This is a genomic window from Kangsaoukella pontilimi (genome assembly GCF_009830125.1).
In the GTDB taxonomy this organism is placed as follows: domain Bacteria; phylum Pseudomonadota; class Alphaproteobacteria; order Rhodobacterales; family Rhodobacteraceae; genus Kangsaoukella; species Kangsaoukella pontilimi.
In genome coordinates this window covers 393,853-414,641 of the sequence record NZ_WUPT01000002.1, presented here as the reverse complement: position 1 = coordinate 414,641, position 20,789 = coordinate 393,853, and the positions used below count along the sequence as shown (strand labels likewise).

Annotated in this window: 27 protein-coding genes and 1 other RNA gene; 16 read left to right on the top strand and 12 right to left on the bottom strand. The window is 63.5% G+C overall.

The window, feature by feature from the left end; translation table 11 throughout:
* Positions 1-36: 36 nt before the first annotated feature.
* Positions 37-1,149, bottom strand: a complete 1,113-nt coding sequence (locus GQ651_RS11455) for an AI-2E family transporter (RefSeq protein ID WP_160764388.1) — start codon at positions 1,147-1,149, stop codon at positions 37-39.
* Positions 1,150-1,427: 278 nt separating this feature from the next.
* On the opposite strand from GQ651_RS11455, the gene GQ651_RS11450 reads away from it, so the two are divergent.
* The 3 genes from GQ651_RS11450 (at position 1,428) to GQ651_RS11440 (ending at position 4,085) form a co-directional block, all read left to right on the top strand.
* Complete coding sequence (locus GQ651_RS11450) at positions 1,428-2,429, top strand: ABC transporter substrate-binding protein (RefSeq protein WP_160764387.1); 1,002 nt, start codon at positions 1,428-1,430, stop codon at positions 2,427-2,429.
* 97 nt (positions 2,430-2,526) lie between these two features.
* Positions 2,527-3,327, top strand: a complete 801-nt coding sequence (locus GQ651_RS11445) for an ABC transporter ATP-binding protein (RefSeq protein WP_160764386.1) — start codon at positions 2,527-2,529, stop codon at positions 3,325-3,327.
* Positions 3,324-4,085, top strand: coding sequence for an ABC transporter permease (locus tag GQ651_RS11440; protein WP_160764385.1), 762 nt, complete (start codon positions 3,324-3,326; stop codon positions 4,083-4,085). Before GQ651_RS11445 ends, GQ651_RS11440 begins: the two co-directional genes overlap by 4 nt.
* Positions 4,086-4,149: 64 nt before the next feature.
* On the opposite strand, the gene GQ651_RS11435 is transcribed toward GQ651_RS11440, so the two are convergent.
* Entirely contained in the window at positions 4,150-4,338 is a 189-nt protein-coding gene (locus GQ651_RS11435; RefSeq protein ID WP_160764384.1) for a hypothetical protein, read from the bottom strand.
* A 216-nt stretch (positions 4,339-4,554) separates the two neighbouring features.
* Entirely contained in the window at positions 4,555-5,379 is an 825-nt protein-coding gene (locus tag GQ651_RS11430) for an oxidoreductase (protein WP_160764383.1), read from the bottom strand.
* 131 nt (positions 5,380-5,510) lie between these two features.
* Here GQ651_RS11430 and ffs point away from each other — a divergent pair.
* Together ffs and rsgA are read left to right on the top strand one after the other, a co-directional pair.
* Positions 5,511-5,607, top strand: an RNA gene (ffs, locus tag GQ651_RS11425) — signal recognition particle sRNA small type.
* Between the two features lie 145 nt (positions 5,608-5,752).
* Positions 5,753-6,775: a ribosome small subunit-dependent GTPase A gene (gene rsgA, locus GQ651_RS11420; protein WP_160764382.1), complete on the top strand. Its 1,023-nt coding sequence runs from the start codon at positions 5,753-5,755 to the stop codon at positions 6,773-6,775.
* On the opposite strand, the gene GQ651_RS11415 is transcribed toward rsgA, so the two are convergent.
* The 4 genes from GQ651_RS11415 to GQ651_RS11400 are packed head-to-tail and all read right to left on the bottom strand — an operon-like array spanning position 6,772 to position 9,562.
* Positions 6,772-7,089 carry a hypothetical protein gene (locus tag GQ651_RS11415; protein WP_160764381.1) on the bottom strand — a complete coding sequence of 106 codons (318 nt, stop codon included), beginning with the start codon at positions 7,087-7,089 and terminating at the stop codon, positions 6,772-6,774. The genes rsgA and GQ651_RS11415 overlap by 4 nt on opposite strands.
* Positions 7,086-7,589: a phosphatase domain-containing putative toxin gene (locus tag GQ651_RS11410; protein ID WP_160764380.1), complete on the bottom strand. Its 504-nt coding sequence runs from the start codon at positions 7,587-7,589 to the stop codon at positions 7,086-7,088. The genes GQ651_RS11415 and GQ651_RS11410 overlap by 4 nt, the downstream gene beginning before the upstream one ends.
* 12 nt (positions 7,590-7,601) lie before the next feature.
* Positions 7,602-8,039, bottom strand: coding sequence for a DUF1330 domain-containing protein (locus GQ651_RS11405; RefSeq protein ID WP_160764379.1), 438 nt, complete (start codon positions 8,037-8,039; stop codon positions 7,602-7,604).
* Positions 8,036-9,562, bottom strand: a complete 1,527-nt coding sequence (locus GQ651_RS11400; RefSeq protein WP_160764378.1) for an ankyrin repeat domain-containing protein — start codon at positions 9,560-9,562, stop codon at positions 8,036-8,038. The genes GQ651_RS11405 and GQ651_RS11400 overlap by 4 nt, the downstream gene beginning before the upstream one ends.
* 200 nt (positions 9,563-9,762) lie before the next feature.
* Between GQ651_RS11400 and GQ651_RS11395 the strand changes: the two genes are divergently transcribed.
* The 7 genes from GQ651_RS11395 (at position 9,763) to GQ651_RS11365 (ending at position 14,206) form a co-directional block, all read left to right on the top strand.
* Positions 9,763-10,125 carry a YidH family protein gene (locus GQ651_RS11395; protein WP_160764377.1) on the top strand — a complete coding sequence of 121 codons (363 nt, stop codon included), beginning with the start codon at positions 9,763-9,765 and terminating at the stop codon, positions 10,123-10,125.
* A gap of 78 nt (positions 10,126-10,203) precedes the next feature.
* Entirely contained in the window at positions 10,204-10,440 is a 237-nt protein-coding gene (locus GQ651_RS11390; RefSeq protein WP_160764376.1) for a YdcH family protein, read from the top strand.
* A gap of 63 nt (positions 10,441-10,503) precedes the next feature.
* Positions 10,504-12,264 (top strand): DNA polymerase III subunit gamma/tau, encoded by a 1,761-nt coding sequence (locus GQ651_RS11385; protein ID WP_160764375.1) that lies wholly within the window; start codon positions 10,504-10,506, stop codon positions 12,262-12,264.
* A gap of 9 nt (positions 12,265-12,273) precedes the next feature.
* A complete protein-coding gene (locus GQ651_RS11380) occupies positions 12,274-12,618 on the top strand; it encodes a YbaB/EbfC family nucleoid-associated protein (protein WP_160764374.1) in 345 nt (114 codons plus the stop codon).
* A gap of 7 nt (positions 12,619-12,625) precedes the next feature.
* Positions 12,626-13,222, top strand: a complete 597-nt coding sequence (gene recR, locus GQ651_RS11375) for a recombination mediator RecR (protein WP_160764373.1) — start codon at positions 12,626-12,628, stop codon at positions 13,220-13,222.
* A gap of 54 nt (positions 13,223-13,276) precedes the next feature.
* Positions 13,277-13,657, top strand: coding sequence for a VOC family protein (locus tag GQ651_RS11370; RefSeq protein WP_160764372.1), 381 nt, complete (start codon positions 13,277-13,279; stop codon positions 13,655-13,657).
* A gap of 174 nt (positions 13,658-13,831) precedes the next feature.
* Positions 13,832-14,206, top strand: coding sequence for a DUF4345 domain-containing protein (locus GQ651_RS11365; protein WP_160764371.1), 375 nt, complete (start codon positions 13,832-13,834; stop codon positions 14,204-14,206).
* 71 nt (positions 14,207-14,277) lie between these two features.
* Here the strand turns inward: GQ651_RS11365 and GQ651_RS11360 are convergent, their stop codons facing one another.
* The gene (locus GQ651_RS11360; protein WP_160764370.1) at positions 14,278-15,027 is read right to left on the bottom strand and encodes a DUF1013 domain-containing protein; all 750 of its coding nucleotides are present in this window, start codon (positions 15,025-15,027) and stop codon (positions 14,278-14,280) included.
* Positions 15,028-15,150: 123 nt separating this feature from the next.
* On the opposite strand from GQ651_RS11360, the gene GQ651_RS11355 reads away from it, so the two are divergent.
* Complete coding sequence (locus GQ651_RS11355; protein WP_160764369.1) at positions 15,151-15,780, top strand: ribonuclease T2 family protein; 630 nt, start codon at positions 15,151-15,153, stop codon at positions 15,778-15,780.
* Here the strand turns inward: GQ651_RS11355 and GQ651_RS11350 are convergent.
* Both GQ651_RS11350 and GQ651_RS11345 read right to left on the bottom strand, forming a co-directional pair.
* Entirely contained in the window at positions 15,777-16,763 is a 987-nt protein-coding gene (locus tag GQ651_RS11350; protein ID WP_227258149.1) for an NAD(P)H-quinone oxidoreductase, read from the bottom strand. The two genes, GQ651_RS11355 and GQ651_RS11350, sit on opposite strands and share 4 nt — an antisense overlap.
* Before the next feature lie 148 nt (positions 16,764-16,911).
* Positions 16,912-17,610 carry a COQ9 family protein gene (locus GQ651_RS11345; RefSeq protein WP_160764368.1) on the bottom strand — a complete coding sequence of 233 codons (699 nt, stop codon included), beginning with the start codon at positions 17,608-17,610 and terminating at the stop codon, positions 16,912-16,914.
* A 110-nt stretch (positions 17,611-17,720) separates the two neighbouring features.
* Here GQ651_RS11345 and rpsU point away from each other — a divergent pair, with 110 nt between their 5' ends.
* Positions 17,721-17,927, top strand: coding sequence for a 30S ribosomal protein S21 (rpsU, locus tag GQ651_RS11340; RefSeq protein WP_160764367.1), 207 nt, complete (start codon positions 17,721-17,723; stop codon positions 17,925-17,927).
* Positions 17,928-18,005: 78 nt separating this feature from the next.
* Here the strand turns inward: rpsU and GQ651_RS11335 are convergent, their stop codons facing one another.
* The gene (locus GQ651_RS11335; RefSeq protein ID WP_160764366.1) at positions 18,006-18,533 is read right to left on the bottom strand and encodes a cysteine dioxygenase family protein; all 528 of its coding nucleotides are present in this window, start codon (positions 18,531-18,533) and stop codon (positions 18,006-18,008) included.
* 126 nt (positions 18,534-18,659) lie between these two features.
* Between GQ651_RS11335 and GQ651_RS11330 the strand changes: the two genes are divergently transcribed.
* The gene (locus GQ651_RS11330; protein ID WP_160764365.1) at positions 18,660-19,076 is read left to right on the top strand and encodes an OsmC family protein; all 417 of its coding nucleotides are present in this window, start codon (positions 18,660-18,662) and stop codon (positions 19,074-19,076) included.
* Here GQ651_RS11330 and GQ651_RS11325 read toward each other — a convergent pair.
* Complete coding sequence (locus GQ651_RS11325; protein WP_160764364.1) at positions 19,073-19,534, bottom strand: Lrp/AsnC family transcriptional regulator; 462 nt, start codon at positions 19,532-19,534, stop codon at positions 19,073-19,075. The genes GQ651_RS11330 and GQ651_RS11325 overlap by 4 nt on opposite strands.
* A gap of 134 nt (positions 19,535-19,668) precedes the next feature.
* Here GQ651_RS11325 and ald point away from each other — a divergent pair, with 134 nt between their 5' ends.
* Positions 19,669-20,787, top strand: a complete 1,119-nt coding sequence (gene ald / locus GQ651_RS11320; protein WP_160764363.1) for an alanine dehydrogenase — start codon at positions 19,669-19,671, stop codon at positions 20,785-20,787.
* The last annotated feature ends 2 nt before the right edge of the window (positions 20,788-20,789 follow it).

Here is a 20,789-nt window from a genome sequence, read left to right as displayed (position 1 = left end):
CGTGCCGCGCGCCGTCACGCGCGGCACACATCCATTCTAGTCTTCGGACGGCGCCGGAGGAGTCACGCGCTCCTCCACTGTCTCACCCTCGAGGAAACGACCGATATTCGCCGTCGATGCGTTGGCGTCCAACAGGCGCTTGACCACGATCAGGATCGGAATGGCCACGATCATTCCGATGAATGACCAGACCCAGGCGAAGAAGGCGACCGCGACAAAGACCACCGGTGCGTTCAGCCGCAGGCGGTTGGCGATCACGTATGGCGTCACGAACTGGCCTTCGATGGCACTCGCCCCGTAATAGGTTGCGGCGACACCGAGCGCGGGCCAGATGTCTCCGAACGCGCCATATCCGTGCAGACCGGCGATTGCGGTCCCGAGGATCGCGCCGAGATAAGGAATGAAATTCAGCGCGAAGCCGAGGAATCCGATCACCATGTATTGCGGGATCCCCCAAAGATACATGCCTATCGCGATGACCACCCCAAGACAGAAATTGATCAGAGTGATCCCGCCCAGATAGTTCCCCAGATCGTCCTGTGCGTCGGTTAGGAGTTTGAGCGAGCGCTTCTTGTCCTCGAACCGGTCGAAACTGTCGATGATCTTGCGCGTAAACAGATCCCCCGACGACAGAAGAAAAAACAGAAGCGCCAGGGAAAGCACCACCTGAGCCAGAAGTGTCGGCCCGAGCAGCGCGAGTTGCTGAACGGTCTTGTCGTCTTCCACGACCTTGACCTTGACCGTCTGCTCTTCTTCCGGGTCCTCTCCGCTTCCTTCCTCTACCGCCTCCTGCGCCTCTTTTGCGGCTTCGGTCAGCTCCGAAAAGATGCCCGGCGGCCCGTCGCGAAGCGCGGATTGGGCATCCCGTATCGCAGAAGGCAGAAGCCTGACGCTTTCCGCCACAGGCTTCGACAGCCACGTCGCGCCTAAGAGAAGCGAACAAGCGACGGTGACGATCACCACGGCCCCGAAGACGCCGCCGGAGATGCCGCGCCGGGCAAGCCACTTCTGAGCAGGTCGCAACGCCAGATAGGCGAGCACCGCAGCTACCACCGGAATAAGAAACTGGTTCGCCACAATAAGCATATGCACAAACAGGATCAGAAAGATCCCGATCGTCGCTCTGCGCAGGGCCTTGTCGCCTTCCATGTAACCCCCCTAGGGTATTCGCGCCGCGCATGTCCCGCTCGGCTGCAAGTTATCATCTCACCGCCAGTGACCGGCAAGTGCGTTTCTCGGCCATGGCACTCCCACGACCGGCCTGCCGACCCGCCCAAAAAACCAGCAAACCTCTTGCGCATCGCTCACCCGTTGGGCAAACCTTCACGGCAATGCCGCGAGACTGGGGGGTGCGCTGGCTTCCCTTTCCGTGCGGTCCGACAAGGTGTTCGGCTGAACACATAACTACCAACTGGAGGATGCTGCCAATGTTCCATCGCGCCATTGCCGTGGCCGCCGGCATGCTTGCCGCAACGGTCGCAAGCGCCCAGACCGAGGTGCCTTTTGCCCTCGACTGGAAATTCGAGGGCCCTTCGGCGGCCTATTTCGCCGCTATCGATAACGGCCACTTCGCCGATGAAGGGCTGAGCGTCACGATCGAGGCCGGTTCAGGCTCGGTCCAGACCATTCCGAAGATCGCCACCGGCGCTTTCCCGATCGGGTTTGGCGACATCAACTCGGTCATCAAATTCCTCGACCAGAACCCCGGCGCGCCGGTGACCGCCGTGATGATGGTCTACGACAAGCCGCCCTTCGCCATCGTCGGCCGCAAGTCGCTCGGCGTGTCGGAACCGAAAGACCTCGAAGGCAAGGTCCTCGGCGCGCCGCCACCGGACGGCGCATGGGCGCAGTTCCCTGTCTTCGCCAAGGAAACCGGCATCGACGTCAGTGCCGTCACCGTCGAGCCTGTGGGTTTCCCGACCCGCGAGCCGATGCTCGCCGAAGGCAACGTGGCCGCGATCACCGGCTTTTCCTTCTCGTCGGTCGTCAACCTCAAGCGTCTCGGCGTGGCGGATGACGACATCTCGAACATCCTCATGGCCGATCACGGGCTACAGCTTTATGGCAACGCGATCCTGGTAAACACGGACTGGGCTGCCGAGAACGGCGACACCGTTCGGGCCTTCCTGCGTGCTGTTGCCAAGGGCTGGCAGGACGTCATCGACAACCCGGAAGCTGGCATCGAGTCCCTCGTCGAGCGCAACCCCGCTGCCGACAAGGCGCTGGAGCAGGAGCGTCTGCAGATGGCCATCGACCAGAACGTCGTCACCGACTGGGTCAAGGCCAACGGGATGGGCGGGATCGACCCGGCGCGGATGGAAACGGCCATCTCGCAGCTTGGCGAGACCTACGACTACCAGAACACGCCGGACGCGTCGCTCTACTTCACCGACGCCTATCTGCCTGAAGGCGGGTTCACACTGAACTGACGACAGGACCGGGCGGGAACATCTCTTTCAAAGAGATGTGCCGCATTCCTTCAGGGAATGCGCTCCGCCCGGCACCACCCAACAAAAGGCCGCGGACATGGGCGAAGCGCTGATCGACATCAAGGGCGTCACCCACGCCTACGCGACCGAGGCAGGCCCTCTGCCCGTTCTCGACAATCTGAATATCTCGGTTCCCGAGGGCGGCTTCGTTGCCGTCGTCGGACCGTCGGGGTGCGGCAAGTCCACCCTGACCCGCCTGATCGCAGGCCTGATGAAGCCCGACACGGGCGAGGTCTGGCTGCATGGAGAGCGCGTCAAATCCCCCCGCTCGACCGTCGGCATGGCGTTTCAGAACCCGGTCCTTCTGGAATGGCGGACCATTCTGAAGAACGTAATGCTGCCCCTGGAAATCGTGTCCACACCCATGTCGAAGCGCGAACAGGAAGAACGCGCCCGGCATCTTCTGGAATTGGTGGGTCTCAAGGGATTCGAGGACAAGCGGCCTTCCGAGCTTTCGGGAGGGATGCGCCAGCGGGCTTCGCTCTGCCGGTCGCTGATCCACAAGCCCGAGGTGCTTATACTCGACGAGCCTTTCGGTGCGCTCGACGCATTCACACGCGAAGATCTCTGGCAGACCATGCACCGACTGAAGGCCGAAGAGCCCTTCACCGGCGTTCTCATCACCCACGACCTGCGCGAGTCCATCTTTCTGGCCGATCAGGTCGTCGTCCTGTCCGGCCGTCCGGCCACGACGCAATATGTGATGGATATTCCGCGCGAGGGCATCCCCACGCTCGATGATCTGTACACGCCCGAGGCGGCAGACCGGCTGAACATCCTCCGCCACCAGATCGAGATCGCGCAGGGTCGCGCGCCCGCAGAGGAGGCCGCTGAATGAGCTTTCGCAAAGTCGCCGTCCCGCTCGTCGCCATGGTGATCTTTCTGGCCCTCTGGGAACTTCTGGTCTGGGCCAATGGCTGGCCGAACTACATCATGGCCTCGCCGTCGGACCTGCCCGCGGCTTATTCCCGCTTCTGGGAACTGTTCCTCGTGATGGGCTGGCAGACGCTCTGGCGGACGGTCGTAGGCCTGCTGCTCGCCATCGCCTTCGGCGTCCTGATCGGGATGATCATGGGCTTTTCGCGCACCATGCGCGACGCGCTCTACCCGCTGCTTGTGGGCTTCAACGCCATCCCCAAGGCGACCGTGGTGCCGATCGTCGCGCTTCTCTTCGTCGGCGCCCACGATTTCAACACGATCCTGATCGCCTTCATGATCTCGTTCTTCCCGATCGCGGTGTCGGTCTCGATCGGGCTTTCCACACTGGAACCCGAATACCGCGACATCCTGCGGTCGCTCGGCGCCAGCCAGTCGACCATCTTCTGGAAGATCGCGCTGCCGAAGACGCTGCCCGAATTTTTCGGCGCGCTGAAGGTCGCGGTGACGCTCGCCTTTATCGGCACAAACCTGATGGAGATCGTCAGCCCCCATGGCCGAGGCCTTGGTGCGCTTTTCGACAGCGGCAAGACCAACAGCGACTACCCGCTGATGTTCGCCGTCCTCATCGCCTTGGCCTTCCTCGGCATCGTGCTTTACTACGTCGTGGTCGCGCTGGAGAAGGTCTTCGCGGGCTGGGCGGAACGACAGCCGACCTGAGCTGGTCGCGCGACGGTCTTGCGGATTTCTTCAGATCCGCATTCCGTCGCCATCGCCAGCGGCCTTAGTAGGTGGTGGTGATCGGCGCGTCCGACATCCACAGGCTCAGCCTGTCGGCAAACGTCATTGTACCGTCGCCAACTGCCGTCAGTACCGCGATAGCCAGACCGACGATCGCGGCACAGAGAATCACCCAGTCCACTGTGATTGCGCCGGCTTCGTCAGCGAGAAACGTTTTCAGAAGTGTTCGCATTTTTTGTCCCGGATCGTTCGTTTACTTTGAATGCGCACTTCTGCATGCGACTGTGACCGGACGATGTAATAATGCCTACGAAGTTGCGCCGTTAAAGTGACGCATACGTAAAGCGCGACGATACCGCGCGGCAAAGCCCGTCGCCTTTTCTGAATTATCCCTGGTGAACGACCCTTAGGAGCGGGGCAGAGCCTTCAACCGACAAGCCGCCTGCGGTCAGCCTATCTGCGACCGGAGCAGCCGGTCGAACCACCGGTCCGGCAGAAGACGCCTCATCATCATGGACGGCCGCGCCATATAGCCGGCGCTGTAGCGGGGTTTCGGACGCTCGGCGCGGACCGCCTGCATCAGCAGATCAGTAATCTCCCGCGGGTCCGAACCCTTTCCGGCATCGTACATTGCCTGAGTCCCCTCCTTCATCGCCCGGATGGTATTGCCATAGGGCCCGGTCTCATCACCCTGATAGTTGCTCTCGAGCGCCTCGCCAAACCCGGTGCGGATGATGCCAGGCTGCAGGATGACGACGTCGATCCCGAAAGGTTCGAGTTCGAACCGCAGCGCGTCGGACCAGCCTTCAACGGCGTGTTTCGTCGCGTGGTACCACGCCCCCATGGGCGTATAGATCACGCCCCCCATGGACGAGAGGTTGACGATAAGGCCCTTGCCCTTCTCGCGCATGTCAGGGATCAGAAGCTGCGTCAGCCGCGCCAGACCGAAAAGGTTCACTTCGAACTGGTAGCGCGCTTTCTCGACAGGCGTTTCCTCGACCGGGCCGTATTGTGCGAAGCCGGCGTTGTTGATCAGGATATCCACACCGCCGGTCCGTTCGCGGATGATCTCGACGGCGGCCGTGATGTCTTCGTCGCGCGCGATGTCCATTCCGATAACGATGGCCCCGGCATCTTTCAGGTCCTGCATCTTGTCGACGCTTCGCGCTGCGGCAAATACGGTGTACCCGCTCTTCAGCAGGCGATGCGCAAAGTCCTTGCCCATGCCCGAAGAGGCTCCTGTCACCAGAACCGTATCGTATTTCCGTGCCATTCCGTCACTCCTGATCATTCAGTTCATCAGAGATAGGCATGGCGGCGCTCATTTTCACGCCTCTGCCGTCGACAGGGCCCGATCACGCCGACCGGTTGCGAATCTTCGCCAAAAGCCCTATCTGCACCCTTGAGAGGTTGGCGCGGGCAGGCGCCTCGCCAACCCGGTCAGGTCCGGAAGGAAGCAGCCGTAACGAGCCCCGCTTGGGTCGTTGTCCAGCCTCTCACCCTGAAACGCATCGGAGGATTTATGGTCATTGTGTCATCCCTCCGGGCCGAGGCCGCCTGAACAGGCACCGCCTTCCGAGCCCGAACAAACCGCCATGGTCCAAGACGGCCCTTGGCGCATGGTTACGTTTTCGGGAACTGACTCAATGAATACCGCCCCTCTTGCCGACCTTGGCTGGTCGCGCCATTTTCAGGCGCAAATCACCGACACCACCGATATTCCTGCCCGCATCGCTGCGGTCCACCGCAATGGCGTGGATGCCCTTACCGCTGATGGCCCGCGCCGCCTGAGCGTCCCGCCCGGCGTTCCGCCCCTTGCTGTCGGCGACTGGGTTCTGACTGCCGACGACAGAGTGACTGGATGTCTTGACCGCCTGTCGGTCCTGAACCGTCGTGCTGCGGGAACGGATGCCCGCGATCAGTTGATCGCCGCCAATGTGACGACACTCGGGATCGTCAGCTCCTGCAACGCCGATTTCAACGTGGCGCGGCTGGAACGCTATCTCGTTCTTGCCGCCGATGCCGGGTGCCTGCCTCTCGTCATCCTGACCAAAGCCGATACCGCCGACGATCCGCGCAGCTATCAGCGCCAGGCCGAACGTCTGTCGCCGCTTCTGACGGCGATCACGCTCGACGCCACCGATGTCGAAGATGTCGCGCGGCTTGCACCCTGGTGCAGGACTGGGGAGACCCTGGCGCTGGTCGGATCGTCCGGCGTTGGCAAGACCACGCTTCGGAACGCGCTGACCGGGCAAACCGCGGCGACGCAGGCGATCCGCGAGGATGACGCAAAGGGCCGGCACACCACCACGGCGCGCGAACTGGTGCCGACAGTGCATGGCGGCTGGCTGATCGATACGCCGGGGATGCGGGCGCTGCGCCTGACCGATGTGGCCGACGGCATCGCAGCGGTCTTCGAGGATATCGAGGATCTGGCCGCTAACTGCCGGTTCTCCGACTGCGCCCACGACCGCGAACCCGGCTGCGCGGTGCAGGCGTCTATCGCGGACGGCACGCTCCACCCCGACAGGCTGATACGCTGGCGGAAACTTCTGGCCGAGGACATGCGCAATTCCGAAAGCATCGCCGAGGCACGCGCGCGTGATAGAGGCTTCGGCAAAATGGTGAAAGAGGCTATGTCGTACAAGCGGCGCGACCGGGACGGCTAGCCCCCTTGGCCGGAACGTCCCCAGAGAATGACGCCCACGATCAGCATGACGTGAAACAGGGCCAAGAGCAGCGGAACGGCACTCAGCTGGCGCGCGCTCGTGCCCTTGGGCCAGCCGCGCGCCGCCCCCCAAAGGCCAAGGGACAGCACACCCGCGATCCCCTGCCAGCCGAGGTAGGCCGAAATCCGGTTTAAACCCAATGTGAAACCTTCGCCGTCGGGCGGCGTCGTCATGAACGAAACGAAGGAGTAACCGAAGGCCAGCGCCCAGAGTGCGAAAAGGAGCGTCACCCAGAAGCGGCGCGCATCGCTCACGGGTTCCAGCCCAGCCGCTGGTACATCGGGATTGCGGCCCAAGCCTGCTGGTCGGGCATCTCCACCGCGCAGGGCCGCACGTCCCGGAGCCGTGCGAGGGCCGGGTCGGCGTCTTCGCCCGCCTCGACCATTAGCCGCATCAGCGCCATGCCGGAGCGTCCGCAGCCGCCATAGCAATGCGCCAGAACGCGCCCACCCGCCGCGAGAATCTCGTGCGCCTCTGCGGAAACCTCGGGCCAGCGCTTCTGAACCTCTGGCGGCGGCGCGCCGAAATCCGGGATTGGCAGGTGCCGCCATTGCAGATCCGCCGCCGCCAGATCGTCGCCCAGACCCGCCGCACCGATACGCTTCAGTTCTGCCATCGTGGTCATGGTCAGAACCATGTCCGCACCCCATGCAATGATCCGGGATACGTCGGACAAATAGGCCCCGCCCCGCCCCGGTGCGGGCGAGATACCCAGCCAACCCTTGCCAAGCGGAAGCTCTGCGATGCGGAACATGGTCTCTGCCTTTCAGTCGCTCGCCAACGTTACCCCGTCAGGCACAAGCGGCAAGAGGCGGCTGTCCAGAAGCGCGGCGGTCCGGTGCCCGATCCCATCGAGATAGGCCTCATCCGTCGCCCAGCCGATGAAAGCCTGAACCGATGCCTGACGGATCAGCATGGCACGGTCCCACTGCTCGGCCTCGGGACCGATGAAGAACGGGCCGCCCGCGCCTGAGAAAAGGATCGTCCCGCCCGAGCGTTCGAGATGCGGACGCGTGGCGTCGACATAAAGATCGAACGCCGCGCTGCCGCTGATCGGCTCGTCCGGAGCCAGCAACGGGGTGGCGGTGTAATCCGCCACCCCACGGAACCGAAGCAGGTTCAGCATCACCACCGGTCCCTCGATCCCCCGCGACAGAAGCGCGACCGCCTGCGCCTCGGTCGGCTGCAGACATGGCACGGTCACGCCGGACCTCCATCGACGACCTGACCCGGATGCGCCTCGGCCCAATCCGCCAGAAAGGCCGCAATCACCTTGTCTCCGGCCAGATCGGGCGCGCGGCGCGGTAACGCAACGCCTTCCCGGAGCACCATCTCGACGCAGGTCAAGTGATCGCGCTCTTTCCGGTCGGGTGCGTTTTCGGACCCGTGGATGATGGTCGTCAGAAGCGTGCCGCCGAACCCGTTCACATGAGACATATCCGGGCTGAGCGACAGGAAGTACGCCAGCACATCTGGCAACCCCTCCCACCCGGCGACCTGAACCGGCGTCAGCCCGTCGGCGTCGGGCCGGTCGAACTCCATGCCGGAATCGACGAGGCGCCGCACGTGAGGCAGTTTTCCGGGCAGGTGCAGGATCATCCGGATCATGTTCCGACACGCGTCGGGCAAGGTCTCGGGGTCGATCCAGTCCCCCGTCAGAACCGCGCCATCCGCCACTCGTGCCAGACGCTCTTCCACGGGCGACAGTGAAGTCGCGTGACCCCGATGCTCCAACGCCTCGGCCAGATCGCCATTGCCGAAGACGCGGGCATAGGCATAGGGCGTCATCCCCTCGAACCGACGGACCGGATCGGCCCCGGCATCCAGCAAAAGCTCGATCATCTCGCGCCCGCACATGCGGCGCGCCGCCTGATGAAGCGCCGGGATAACGGACGGCAACTTGCCACCGCTGGTGTCGTCCACCAACGCGCCCGCATCCAAGAGCATCCGGACCGCCTCGACGTCGCCGAAATCCATCGCGCGAAGCAGCGCATTCGTACCGTTGGGATCGGCCCCGGCGTCAAGCAGCATCCTGAGACCGTCGTGATGACCCAGCTCTGTCGCATGATAGAGCGACTCTCCATCGTTGGGATCTGCACCGTTCTCCAGAAGCCAGCGCCCCAGCTCCATGTTGTTTGCATGTCCGATGGCACCGTAGAGCGCGGAGAACTTGTGGTCGCTTCCGGTCTCCGCGGCATAGCCGTCATTCACATCGGCACCGTTCGCCAAAAGCATTTCAGCGATGGCAAGCATGTCCGCTTTCAGATCGGGGCGTGCGTGGATGTACTTCGAGAACGCCAGATGCACGATCGGGCGACGTGGCCCGAACTCTCGCGTGGCGAGCGACGGGTTCTCATCCAGCGCGGCCTCGACCGAAGCGCGGTCATACAGAGCGCATTGCAGTCCGAACAGGTCGTCCGCCAGATCCGGCGTTTCGGCCAGCAAGCGCTCGGTCACCCAGTTCTGGCCGTGGGCGATGGCGACCTTCAGCCGCTGTTGCCGCGCCGCCCGGTCGAGTCCCACGGTCTCGGAGGCCCAGACCAGCTGGGGCCAGCTTCCGAAACTGTTCTCGACCGCGATGACATGCAGAAAGTCCGCGTGTTTCAAGACTGCGCGTCTGTCGCGGGGTGGGTGCGCCTCGATGCGCGCACGGGCATAGCGGTCACCCGCTTCGTAGGCACGCCTCAACGCCTTGGCGTCACGGCGCAATTGGTCCAGGGATTTCATCCTCGGGGCTCCTCAGAATACCGCCCGCCGGTCCGCTGCTCGGGGCATGAGAAACACCGACAGTATGTCGCGTTCTGGTTCTGAGGGGGTGCCGATGACGGCTTTCCGCGGACCGGGGCGGCCTCCCCGGAGGCAACAGTCGGGTGGTTAATTCATCCCGCGCGACCTGACAAGAGGCGCCGGAACGGTATATTCGCGTCATGAGCGACAAGAACGAGATGGCCCAGGACCGGACCGATTGGGCGGAAGATCGGACCGTCATGGCCAATGAACGCACCTTCGCCGGGTGGATGCGCACTGGCATGGCGGCGGTTGCGCTGGCTCTGGGACTTCGGGCGCTTTTCAACTCGTTCCAGCCGGAGTGGATACCAAAGGCCGCGGCCAGCCTGCTTATCTTCGTTGCCATCTTCATATTCTGGTCGGCTTGGAGAAGCGCGCGGGAAACTGTCGAGCGTCTGGACGATCACGCCGCCAATGGGCCGGACACGCGGCGGATTGGCATGATCGCCGGGCTTATGGCCGTGTCGGCGGCCGTCACTGGCATTATCCTTCTGTTTCTCTAGTCGAATTGACGCGGATCAAGGCGATCGCGGGCCGCTCTGACATAGCCTTGGGCGTAACGTCAGAACAGGAGGAAACCCATGTCCCACACGCCCCATGAGCTCGCCGAAGAATTTCCGGCCTTCACGGTCAAAATGCACGATCTCAAGGCGAACGATGCCCATTTCGCCCGGCTTTTCGACGACTATCACGAGGTGAACAGGCAGGTGCACCGCGCCGAGACCAATATCGAGCCTATCGGCGCCACGGCTGAGACGGCACTTCGCAAGAAGCGCGCCGCGCTCAAGGACGAGATCTGGAGCTATCTGACCGCCTGACCGGTGGACGGCCTTGCGCGGGCGGTCTAGTCTCCGACCACCCACGAATCCGGCAAGGATGGCATGAGCGAAAAGACCGACAGCGGCTATCAGGTTCTGGCGCGGAAGTACCGCCCCGAGACCTTTGCCGATCTCGTCGGGCAGGACGCCATGGTCCGCACGTTAAAGAATGCCTTCGCGGCCGACCGGATCGCGCAGGCATTCATCATGACGGGTATTCGCGGGACGGGCAAAACCACGACAGCCCGGATCATCGCCAAGGGCATGAACTGCATCGGGCCGGACGGAAACGGCGGCCCGACCACCGACCCCTGTGGCGTTTGCGAGCATTGCGTGGCGATCAGTCAGGGCCGCCACGTGGACGTGCTGGAGATGGACGCCGCCAGCCGCACAGGCGTCGGCGACATCCGCGAGATCATTGACAGCGTGGCCTATCGCGCGGCGTCGGCCCGTTACAAAATCTACATCATCGACGAGGTTCACATGCTCTCGACCAGCGCGTTCAACGCGCTGTTGAAGACGCTGGAAGAACCGCCTGCCCACGTCAAATTCATCTTCGCCACGACCGAGATCCGCAAGGTGCCGGTGACGGTACTGTCGCGCTGTCAGCGTTTCGACCTCCGCCGGATCGAACCCGAGGTGATGATCGCGATGCTTCGCCGCATCGCGGATGCCGAAGGGGCCGAGATCACGGATGAGGCGCTTGCGCTCATCACCCGCGCCGCCGAAGGCTCTGCCCGCGACGCGCAGTCGCTTCTGGATCAGGCGATCAGCCACGGCGCGGGCGAAACCACCGCCGATCAGGTGCGCGCCATGCTGGGTCTCGCCGACCGTAGCCGGGTTCTGGACCTGTTCGAGATGATCATGAGCGGCGACGCTGCCGGGGCGCTGACAGAGCTTGGCAGTCAGTACGCCGACGGGGCCGATCCGCTCGCCGTGATGCGTGACATCGCCGAGATCACCCACTGGATCAGCGTCATCCGCATCACGCCCGAGGCCGCCGACGACCCGACCGTCAGCCCCGAGGAACGCGCACGCGGCAGCGAGATGGCGGGCCGCCTGTCCATGCCGGTCCTCACCCGAATGTGGCAGATGGGGCTGAAGGCGCTGGAAGAGGTCGCTCATGCTCCTAACGCCATGATGGCGGCCGAGATGGCGATCATCCGCATGACGCATCTGGCCGACCTGCCCACGCCGGGCGAACTGGTCTCAAAACTCAAGGACGAGACTCCGCCCCCTGCTCCGCCGACCGGCGGTGGCGGCGGCGGCGGAGGCCAGAGCGCGGGCGCTCAGGCCGTGGCCGACCGGCAATCGTCGATGTCCCGCTCCGGTGGCGTCACGGCGTCCGGCACGCAGACGGCACTGGCGCAGGCGCCCGAAAGCGCGCTGGCCCGCTTCCCAACATTCCAGCACGTGGTCGACCTGATGCGCTCGAACCGCGATGTGAAGCTGCTGGTCGAGGTTGAAACAGGCGTGCGCCTGGTCAGCTATCAACCCGGGCGGATCGAATTCGAACCCTCATGGAATGCAGCGAGCGATCTTGCCCAGCGCCTTGGCAGCCGGCTTCAGGCCTGGACCGGCGTGAGGTGGGCGGTATCGGTCGTCGGCTCGGGCGGTCAGCCGACCATTGCCGAGGCGCGCGACGCCGCCAAGTCCGAGCTTGAATCCAAGGCGCGCGAGATGCCGCTGGTCGCGGCGATTTTCGACGCGTTCCCCTCGGCGCGGATTGAAACGATCCGCACGCCTGACGAAATCGAGGCCAAGGCCTCCAGCGAAGCGCTGGCCGAGGTCGAAGACGAATGGGATCCTTTCGAGGACAGCTAGGAGAGACAGATGTTCAAAGGTTTGGGCGGTCTTGCCGACATGGGCAAGATGATGAAAGCCGCGCAGGAAATGCAGACCAAGATGGCCGAGTTGCAGGAAGAACTGGCCAGCATGACCGTCACCGGTGAGTCGGGCGCGGGCCTCGTCAAGGCGACGTCGACCGCCAAGGGCGAGCTGGTCGGACTGGAAATTGACCCCTCGATCTTCAACCCGGACGAAAAGGAAGTGGTCGAGGACCTGATCCTCGCCGCGATCAAGGACGCCCAGATGAAGGCCTCCGACAAGAGCCAGGAAGAAATGAAGAAGCTGACCGAGGGGCTTGGCCTTCCGGCGGACATGAAGCTTCCTTTCTGAGGCGCATTTGTCCGACGCCACCCGCGAGATAGAAGCGCTCATCGAGATGATGGCAAAGCTGCCGGGGCTTGGTCCCCGATCGGCGCGGCGCGCGGTGCTGCACCTGATCAAGAAGCGGTCCCGCGTGCTGATGCCTCTGGCCGAGGCCATGCGGGTCGTGGGCGAGACTGCACGCGAATGCCTGAACTGCGGAAATATCGGCACCTCCGACATCTGCGACATCTGCCAGAGCGAGAAACGCCGGAATGGCGAGATCTGCGTGGTCGAGGACGTGGCCGACCTCTGGGCGATGGAGCGCGGCGGCGCCTTCAAGGGGCGTTATCACGTGCTGGGCGGGACGCTCTCGGCGCTTGATGCGGTTGGCCCCGAAGACCTGCGCATCCCCAAGCTAGTGGACCGCGTCACCGCCGAAGAGGTGACCGAAGTGATCCTCGCACTCAACGCCACGGTCGATGGCCAGACCACCGCGCATTACATCGCCGACCTTCTGGAATCCCGCGTACGCGTAACCTCTCTGGCCCAGGGCGTGCCCATCGGCGGTGAACTCGATTACCTCGACGACGGCACGATTTCAGCCGCTCTACGGGCACGAAAAAGCGTTTAGATTTCTGTTTTCAACCACGTGGTCGCGCCATCTCTGACCGAAAGGAGACCAGTTTTGATTGACCATATTACCTTTGGCATTACGGATTTCGACCGCTCCACCGCATTTTATGACGCCGCCTTCGCGCCCCTCGGTGTCCGCCGCCTGTTCGATGTGCCGACCGAACACACCGATGGTGCACGTGTCACCGGCTACGGCGATGAACGGCCATGGTTCTGGCTCGCCGAACAAAATGCAACACGCGGAACGCTGCATGTCGCCCTCACCGCAACCAGTCGCGAGGCCGTCGACGCCTTTCACGCTGCCGCCCTCATGGCGGGCGGCACCGATAACGGGGCGCCTGGCCTCAGGCCGCATTATCACCCGAACTATTACGGGGCCTTCGTTCTGGACCCGGACGGTCACAATATCGAAGCGGTCTTCCACGGCGGATGATGAAGAAGGCCTGACTGGGCGCCACGCATCACCCGGGCCGCACATGCCCCGAAGCAACGCCGCTTGGCGTGGCACCCTGACCGGCACTCCAGCCCCTCCGAGCTATTTTGGTTCTTGGAAAAGGGCTCATTGGATAGAGTGACCTTAGGGAAACAAGGCCAGGGGGCAAAACGCATGACAAAATTCTTTCTCATTATCGCCGCGCTCGGGGTCATACCGGCAGGCCTCAGCTATGGCGCTTCCCCCGCCGCAACCATGGAGCTTCTGTTCGCAATACCCGTCGAAGGCGTGAACGAGACACACATCTTCAGAGCGATCATGGGGCTGTATCTGGCAAGCGCCGTTTTCTGGGCGTCGGGCGCAATGTCCTCAGCGCTCCGCACGCCTGCGCTCTGGGGCGTCGCGGTCTTCATGCTGGGACTTGCAGCAGGGCGCATCCTGAGTGTGGTCGTCGACGGCACACCCCATCCGCTTCTCTTGGGCTACATCCTGATCGAATTGGTCGTGGGCGGACTGGCCTTGATGCTACTGCGCCGCGATACTGCCTGACGCAAAAGAAAAGCCCCGGTCCAGACCGGACCGGGGCAGATTTGGCAGCCGAGGGAACCCCAAGGGAACCCTTAATTGTCGTCGTCTTCGTCGTCGTCGCTGTCCGGCAGATTGAAGAAGCTATCGGCGTCCGGCAGATCGCCCTCGTCCTCGTCATCGTCATGGCTGTCGGTCAGGGTGAAGGTCTCGAGCCCGGCAATAGCGGTCGGGATCTTGGGCTCTTCAGGACCTTCGAGCGACTGTTCGGTCGACACGAGCTTGCGGCGCTCGTCATCGGTCATCACGCCACCCTCGCGCGCCTTTTTCTCGTTCGCCTTCTGAACAGCGGCATCGAGTTCTGACTGTTTGCAGAGGCCAAGCGCCACCGGGTCGATCGGCTGAATGTTCGAGATGTTCCAATGCGTCCGCTCACGGATCGACTGGATCGTCGGCTTGGTGGTACCGACCAGCTTCGATATCTGGCCATCCGACAGTTCGGGGTGGAACTTGACCAGCCACAGGATCGAGGCCGGGCGGTCCTGACGCTTGGAGAGCGGCGTATAGCGCGGCCCGCGACGCTTTTCCTCGCCCACGGCTGCGGGGTTGAACTTGAGCTTCAGCTTGACCATCGGGTCTTTTTCGGCTGCGTCGATGTCGTCCTGCGTCAGCTGATTGTTCGCGATCGGGTCGAAACCCTTCACGCCGGCGGCTACGTCGCCATCCGCGATGCCCTGAACCTCAAGCTCGTGGAGGCCGCAGAAATCCGCGATCTGCTTGAAGCTGATCGTGGTGTTGTCGACAAGCCAGACGGCGGTCGCCTTGGCCATGATCGGTTTGTTCATCGCTCGTCTCCTGACAATAGCATCGGGGGCCGGGGAAAACGGCCGGTCCGGAGTGGACCCTATCCTCGTTTTCGGGGAAGTTGCGGCGTATATAGTCACGTCTCCGGCCCAAGGAAAGAGAAAATGCGCTGGCTTCTTCTGCTGATCGCGACAGCCGGTCTGGCACGCGCCGAGGGCGAGGCCGCCGGAGATTTCGACTATTACGTCATGGCCCTTTCATGGTCGCCGACATGGTGCGCGCTGGAAGGCGACCGGCGCGGATCGCCGCAATGCGACGATGACGCGGACAATGGCTGGGTTCTGCACGGGCTCTGGCCGCAATACGAGCGCGGCTGGCCAAGCTACTGCCCGACGGACGCGCGCAATCCCACCCGCGCGGACACGGCACGCGAGGCCGACCTTTTCGGCGCGTCGGGGAATGCGTGGCACCAGTGGAACAAACACGGGCGCTGCACGGGTCTGTCATCGGCCGAGTACTATCGCCTCGCTCGGGAAGCCTATGACAGCGTCAAACGCCCGGTTGTCTTCCGCAGAATAACCCGCGCGATCCGCCTGCCCGCCGAGCTGGTGGAAGAGGCGTTCCTCGAAGACAACCCGTCGCTTTCGGCCGACGGCATCACCATCACCTGCCGCCAGGGCCGCGTTCAGGAGGCGCGCATCTGCCTGACCCGCGACCTGGAACCGCGCGACTGCGGGCGGGACGTCAGCCGGGACTGTACGCTGGACGACGCGCTTATGGCGCCGATCCGCTAGCGGCCTTCGACCCGAAGCGCGATCTTTCCGACATGCGGCGCTTCCAGCGCGCGGTGCGCCTCTGCCGCCTCTTCCAGCGGAAATGTCCGGTCCATCACGGGCGCTACGCGACCAGCGGCCAGAAGCGGCCAGACATGGGCCTCCAATGCCTCCGCAATCCGCGCTTTCGCGGCAACCGATTGCGGGCGAAGCGTCGAGCCGGAAATCGTCAGCCGTCTTACCATGACTTGTGCAAAATTCAGCTCCACCTTGGGACCTGTCAGAAAGGCGATCTGCTGCAGACGGCCACCATTCTTCAAAGCCTTCACGTTCCGTGGCAGGTAACTTCCCCCCACCATGTCGAGGATCAGGTCCGCGCCGCCCGCTGCCTGCAGGACCTCGACGAAATCCTCCTCGCGGTAGTTGATGCCCCGTTCTGCGCCCAACTGCTCGCAAACCGCTACCTTCTCGTCGCTGCCAGCGGTCGTAAAAACCCGCGCGCCGAAGACGCGCGCCAGCTGAATAGCCGTGGTGCCGATGCCGGATGTACCCCCGTGGACAAGGAAAACCTGTCCCGCCTTCAGACCTCCCGCCATGAAGACGTTGGTCCAGACCGTGAAAAAGGTTTCGGGCAAACAGGCGGCGGCCTCCAGCGACATGCCTGCCGGAACAGGCAGACAATGCGCGGCGGGCGCAACCGCATATTCCGCATAGCCGCCACCGGGCAGAAGCGCGCAAACCGCGTCGCCCTCGCGCCACCGCGCCACGCCGGGTCCGACCGTGGCCACATGTCCTGACGCCTCCAGTCCAGGCAGGTCGGACGCATCCGCAGGCGGAGCGTAATTCCCCGACCGCTGCAGCGCGTCCGGCCGGTTCACCCCTGCATGAGACACCCGGATCAGAACCTCGCCCGGCCCGGGCTTTGGCAACGGGCGCCGTGCAGGCACCAGAACCTCGGGCCCGCCCGGTTTGCTGATCTGGATCACGGTCATGTCGCTAGTCATGGATGTCTCCCCTGCTCGGCACTCCATTCCACGCGCAGATGGAAACCGAAACCCGCTTCTTCTGTTCGGATATACTCCGGGGGGCCGCCCGCAGGGCGGCGGGGCAGAGCCCCTACCGATTTCCAAAAGAAATCGGACCCGGACCGCGTCACCGCGGTCCGCCGCCCAGACGCCCGGGCAGGTCGGCCAGATGATCCAGGTCAGGTGCCTTGATCCCGCCGAACAGGCTTTCATGCAGTTTCGACAGGGGTCGCGTCAGCGGGTTATCCCGGACCTGTGCCTTGACCTTCTCGATCCGCATCACGTCATCGATCCGCCGGTCGATGAAGGCGCGCGTCTCGCACCGGTCCGGACTTTCGTCACCCAGCCAGAACAGAACCACCGACGCCCAGACCCCCGAAAGCGTCGCACGCTTGGTATACCAGTTCACATCGCGCGAGCTGTCACCAAGTGCGGTCCACACGTTATCCGCCGTCTCCCAGATCAGCTTGGCCCCTTCCGGCGCGTGGCTCGGGAGCGAGAACAGCGCCGTCGCCCGCCGCACGGCCTCGCGGTCGCCCATCGCACCGACCCTGAGCCAGAGCGCCTCGGCCACCTTGTCGCGGAACCTGAGCCCGGACATGTCCGCAGCCTTTATCGCCTCGACCATCGCGCGGTCGGCACGACGGTGAAACGCCACGGCGAGGTCCACGGCCCCGCGCGGACAGATGACCCGCGCCTCCGCCGCCGTCACGTCGCAATCCCTCTGCGCGGCCCGAAACGCCGCCTCGGACCACCCGTCGAAGGGCACATGGTCCAGGATCGCCTCCAGAAGCCGTTCCCTGATCCTTTCGGGCGTCTCGTCCATCACACACTCCTTCCGGGTCACGTCATCACATCTGGACAACCTAGGGCACCCTTGCTATAGCGCCACCTCCTGCAATCTTGAACTCTAACTTAGAAAGGTGGTGACACCACATGCAGGTCAGTGTTCGCGACAACAATGTCGATCAGGCGCTCCGCGCTCTGAAGAAGAAGCTGCAGCGTGAGGGCGTTTTCCGCGAAATGAAGCTTCGGCAGCATTTCGAGAAGCCCTCCGAAAAGCGCGCACGCGAAAAGGCCGAGGCCATTCGCCGCGCCCGCAAGCTCGCGCGCAAGAAGGCGCAGCGCGAAGGGATGCTCTAAGCACCTGATGCACTGGGACGGTTCGCCGTCCATTAGACGACCCCCGTGGCATTGCCCGGGGGTTTGTCGTTTCAGGGGTCAGGAAAACTGCGCCCGAATCCTGTCCATGTCGAGCGGACGCTCGTCCAGCGCCTCGGGGTCCCACTCGCTGCGCTCCTCTTCGAAGAAATCGCCGCCATAGATGTGAAGCGCGCCGCTGAACTTCGAGGTCGGGTTCGACACCGAATGGATGATGTCCGCGCCAAGGGGCGCGACGTCCCCCGTCGACAGGCTCTTAGCGCCCGCTGCCTCGATCCGACCCTCCTCATCCGGCAGTCGACGCCAGAAGATATTATCCTCGCGCCCGCCATAGACCCCGATCATTGCCCACATGTTGTGATTATGCGGCGGAACGATAAGCCCCGGCGCCCAGACCGTATTCAGAATGGTCAGCTTATCCGAGACGTAGAGCGGTTTCAGCGCTGGTCCCTCCGGCTCACCCAAGGCGGCGATCAGGGCGGATGTATCGGCCAAAGCGCGTCTGGCCAGCTCCGAGACCGCCTTGTGTGTCGGGTCCTCTTCGACCGCTGCGCAGCACTCTTCAACGAACCTTTCAAGATCGAACATGATGCCTGCTCCCTTGATTGGTCTTGAGACGATCAGTTTAGCACGACCCGCCGGCTTCCTCCAAAAGCTGGCACCTGCGCGATTTTGGCGGTAACCGGAAGGCCGGGAATCGCGACGAGGTTATTCATGAAATCGACACTCAAATGGGACGGTGGCCGCAGCTTTACCGGCACGACCGAAGACGGATTCAGCGTGCGTATCGGCAAGGCCCATGGCGACATGGAGAAGCCGGGCCCGTCCGCGATGGAACTGATCCTGATTGGCGCTGGAACCTGCTCGGCCCATGACGTGGTCTCGATCCTTGAGAAAGCCCGGCAGGACGTCGATGACGTGACCGTTCACCTCAGCGCCGAGCGTGCAGATGACGTGCCCCGCGTGTTCACCCGGATTCACATGCAGTTCGTCGTGACCGGCCGCGGCATCAAACCCGCTACGGTCGAGCGCGCGCTTCAGCTTTCGGTCGAGAAATACTGCTCGGCCACAAGGATGCTGCAGGCCACCGTCGAGGTGACCCACGGTTACGAGATCGTCGAAGCAGCCTAGACCGGCAGCGCCGTCGTCTGCCGCACGGTCCTGAGCGCGAAGGAGGACTGCATCTGCGCGACGCCAGGTAGCCGCGCAAGGCTCCGGCGATGGATGCGGGCGAAGTCTTCGGTGTCCTCGGCCACGACCTTCAGCAGGTAATCCGCCGCGCCCGCCATCAGGTGGCATTCCAGCACATCGGGGATGCGGGCCACTTCGCGCTCGAATGCATCGAGGATATCCTCGGACTGACCCTGCAGCGTGATCTCGACAAAGACCGTCGCCTGACGGTGCAGCTTTTTCGGATCCAGCAGCGCGACATAGCCGGTGATATAGCCCGCTTCCTCCAGCCGCTGGACCCGCCGGTGACAGGCCGATGCGGACATGTTCACCCGTTCGCTAAGGTCCGCATTCGAGATGCGGCCGTTTCGTTGCAACACCTGCAAAATACGGGCATCTGTCGCGTCCAGCTGTTCCATCGCGCAAGAATCCTCTGCCAATGTCGGAAACTGACAGAGAAACTTCCACATTTAGCGCCAACATCCAAGCGTTTCCGAACCCTATTTCACACCGGTCAGGCCATACTTTCCCAGAAAGCGAAGGAGGACGCGCCATGAAGATCGGTTGCCCGAAAGAAATAAAACCGCAGGAATTTCGCGTCGGCATGACGCCCGCCACTGCAGGCGAGGTCGTTCGCCATGGCCATGACGTTCTGATCGAGACCGGTGCCGGTATGGGCGCCGGGTTTACAGACGAGGACTACATCGCCGCCGGGGCGGAGATCGCGCCTGACGCGGAAAGCGTCTTCGCAGCAGCGGACATGATCGTGAAGGTCAAGGAACCCCAGGCCGTCGAGCGCAAGCGTCTGCGCGAAGGACAGGTGCTCTTCACCTATCTACACCTTGCCCCCGATCCCGACCAGACCCGCGACCTGATCGCTTCTGGCGCCACCTGCATCGCCTACGAGACGGTCACCGACGACCGTGGCGGCCTGCCCCTGCTGGCGCCCATGTCCGAGGTTGCCGGGCGCCTGGCGCCGCAGGTCGGCGCGTGGACCCTGCATAAGGTCAATGGCGGACGCGGCGTGCTCATGGGTGGCGTGCCCGGCGTCGGTCCGGCCAATGTCGTCGTGATCGGCGGCGGCGTTGTCGGCACCCATGCTGCCCGCATCGCCGCCGGGATGGGCGCGGATGTGACGGTGCTCGACCGCTCGCTGCCCCGCCTCCGCTACCTCGACGATACCTTCGGCGGCATCTTCAAGAACCGCTACGCCAGCGCAGCATCGACTGCCGAGCTGATCGCCACAGCCGACATGGTCATCGGCGCCGTCCTGATCCCCGGCGCCGCCGCGCCGAAACTCGTCAGCCGTTCAGACCTTGCCACCATGAAGCCCGGCGCGGCCATCGTGGACGTGGCCATCGATCAGGGCGGCTGCTTCGAGACCTCGCGCGCGACCACCCATGAAGACCCGGTCTACGAGGTGGACGGCATCATGCATTACTGTGTGGCGAACATGCCAGGCGCGGTCGCCCGCACGTCGACCATTGCGCTGACAAACGCGACAATGCCGTACCTGCTCGACCTCGCAGACAAGGGGTGGAAGCAGGCCTGTGCCGACGACCCCCACCTGCTGGAAGGGCTCAACGTTCACGCCGGCAAACTGACCTACTACGCCGTCGGCAAGGCGCTCGGGATAGATGTCACCGCACCGTCGCTCGCACTCAAGCTCTGACC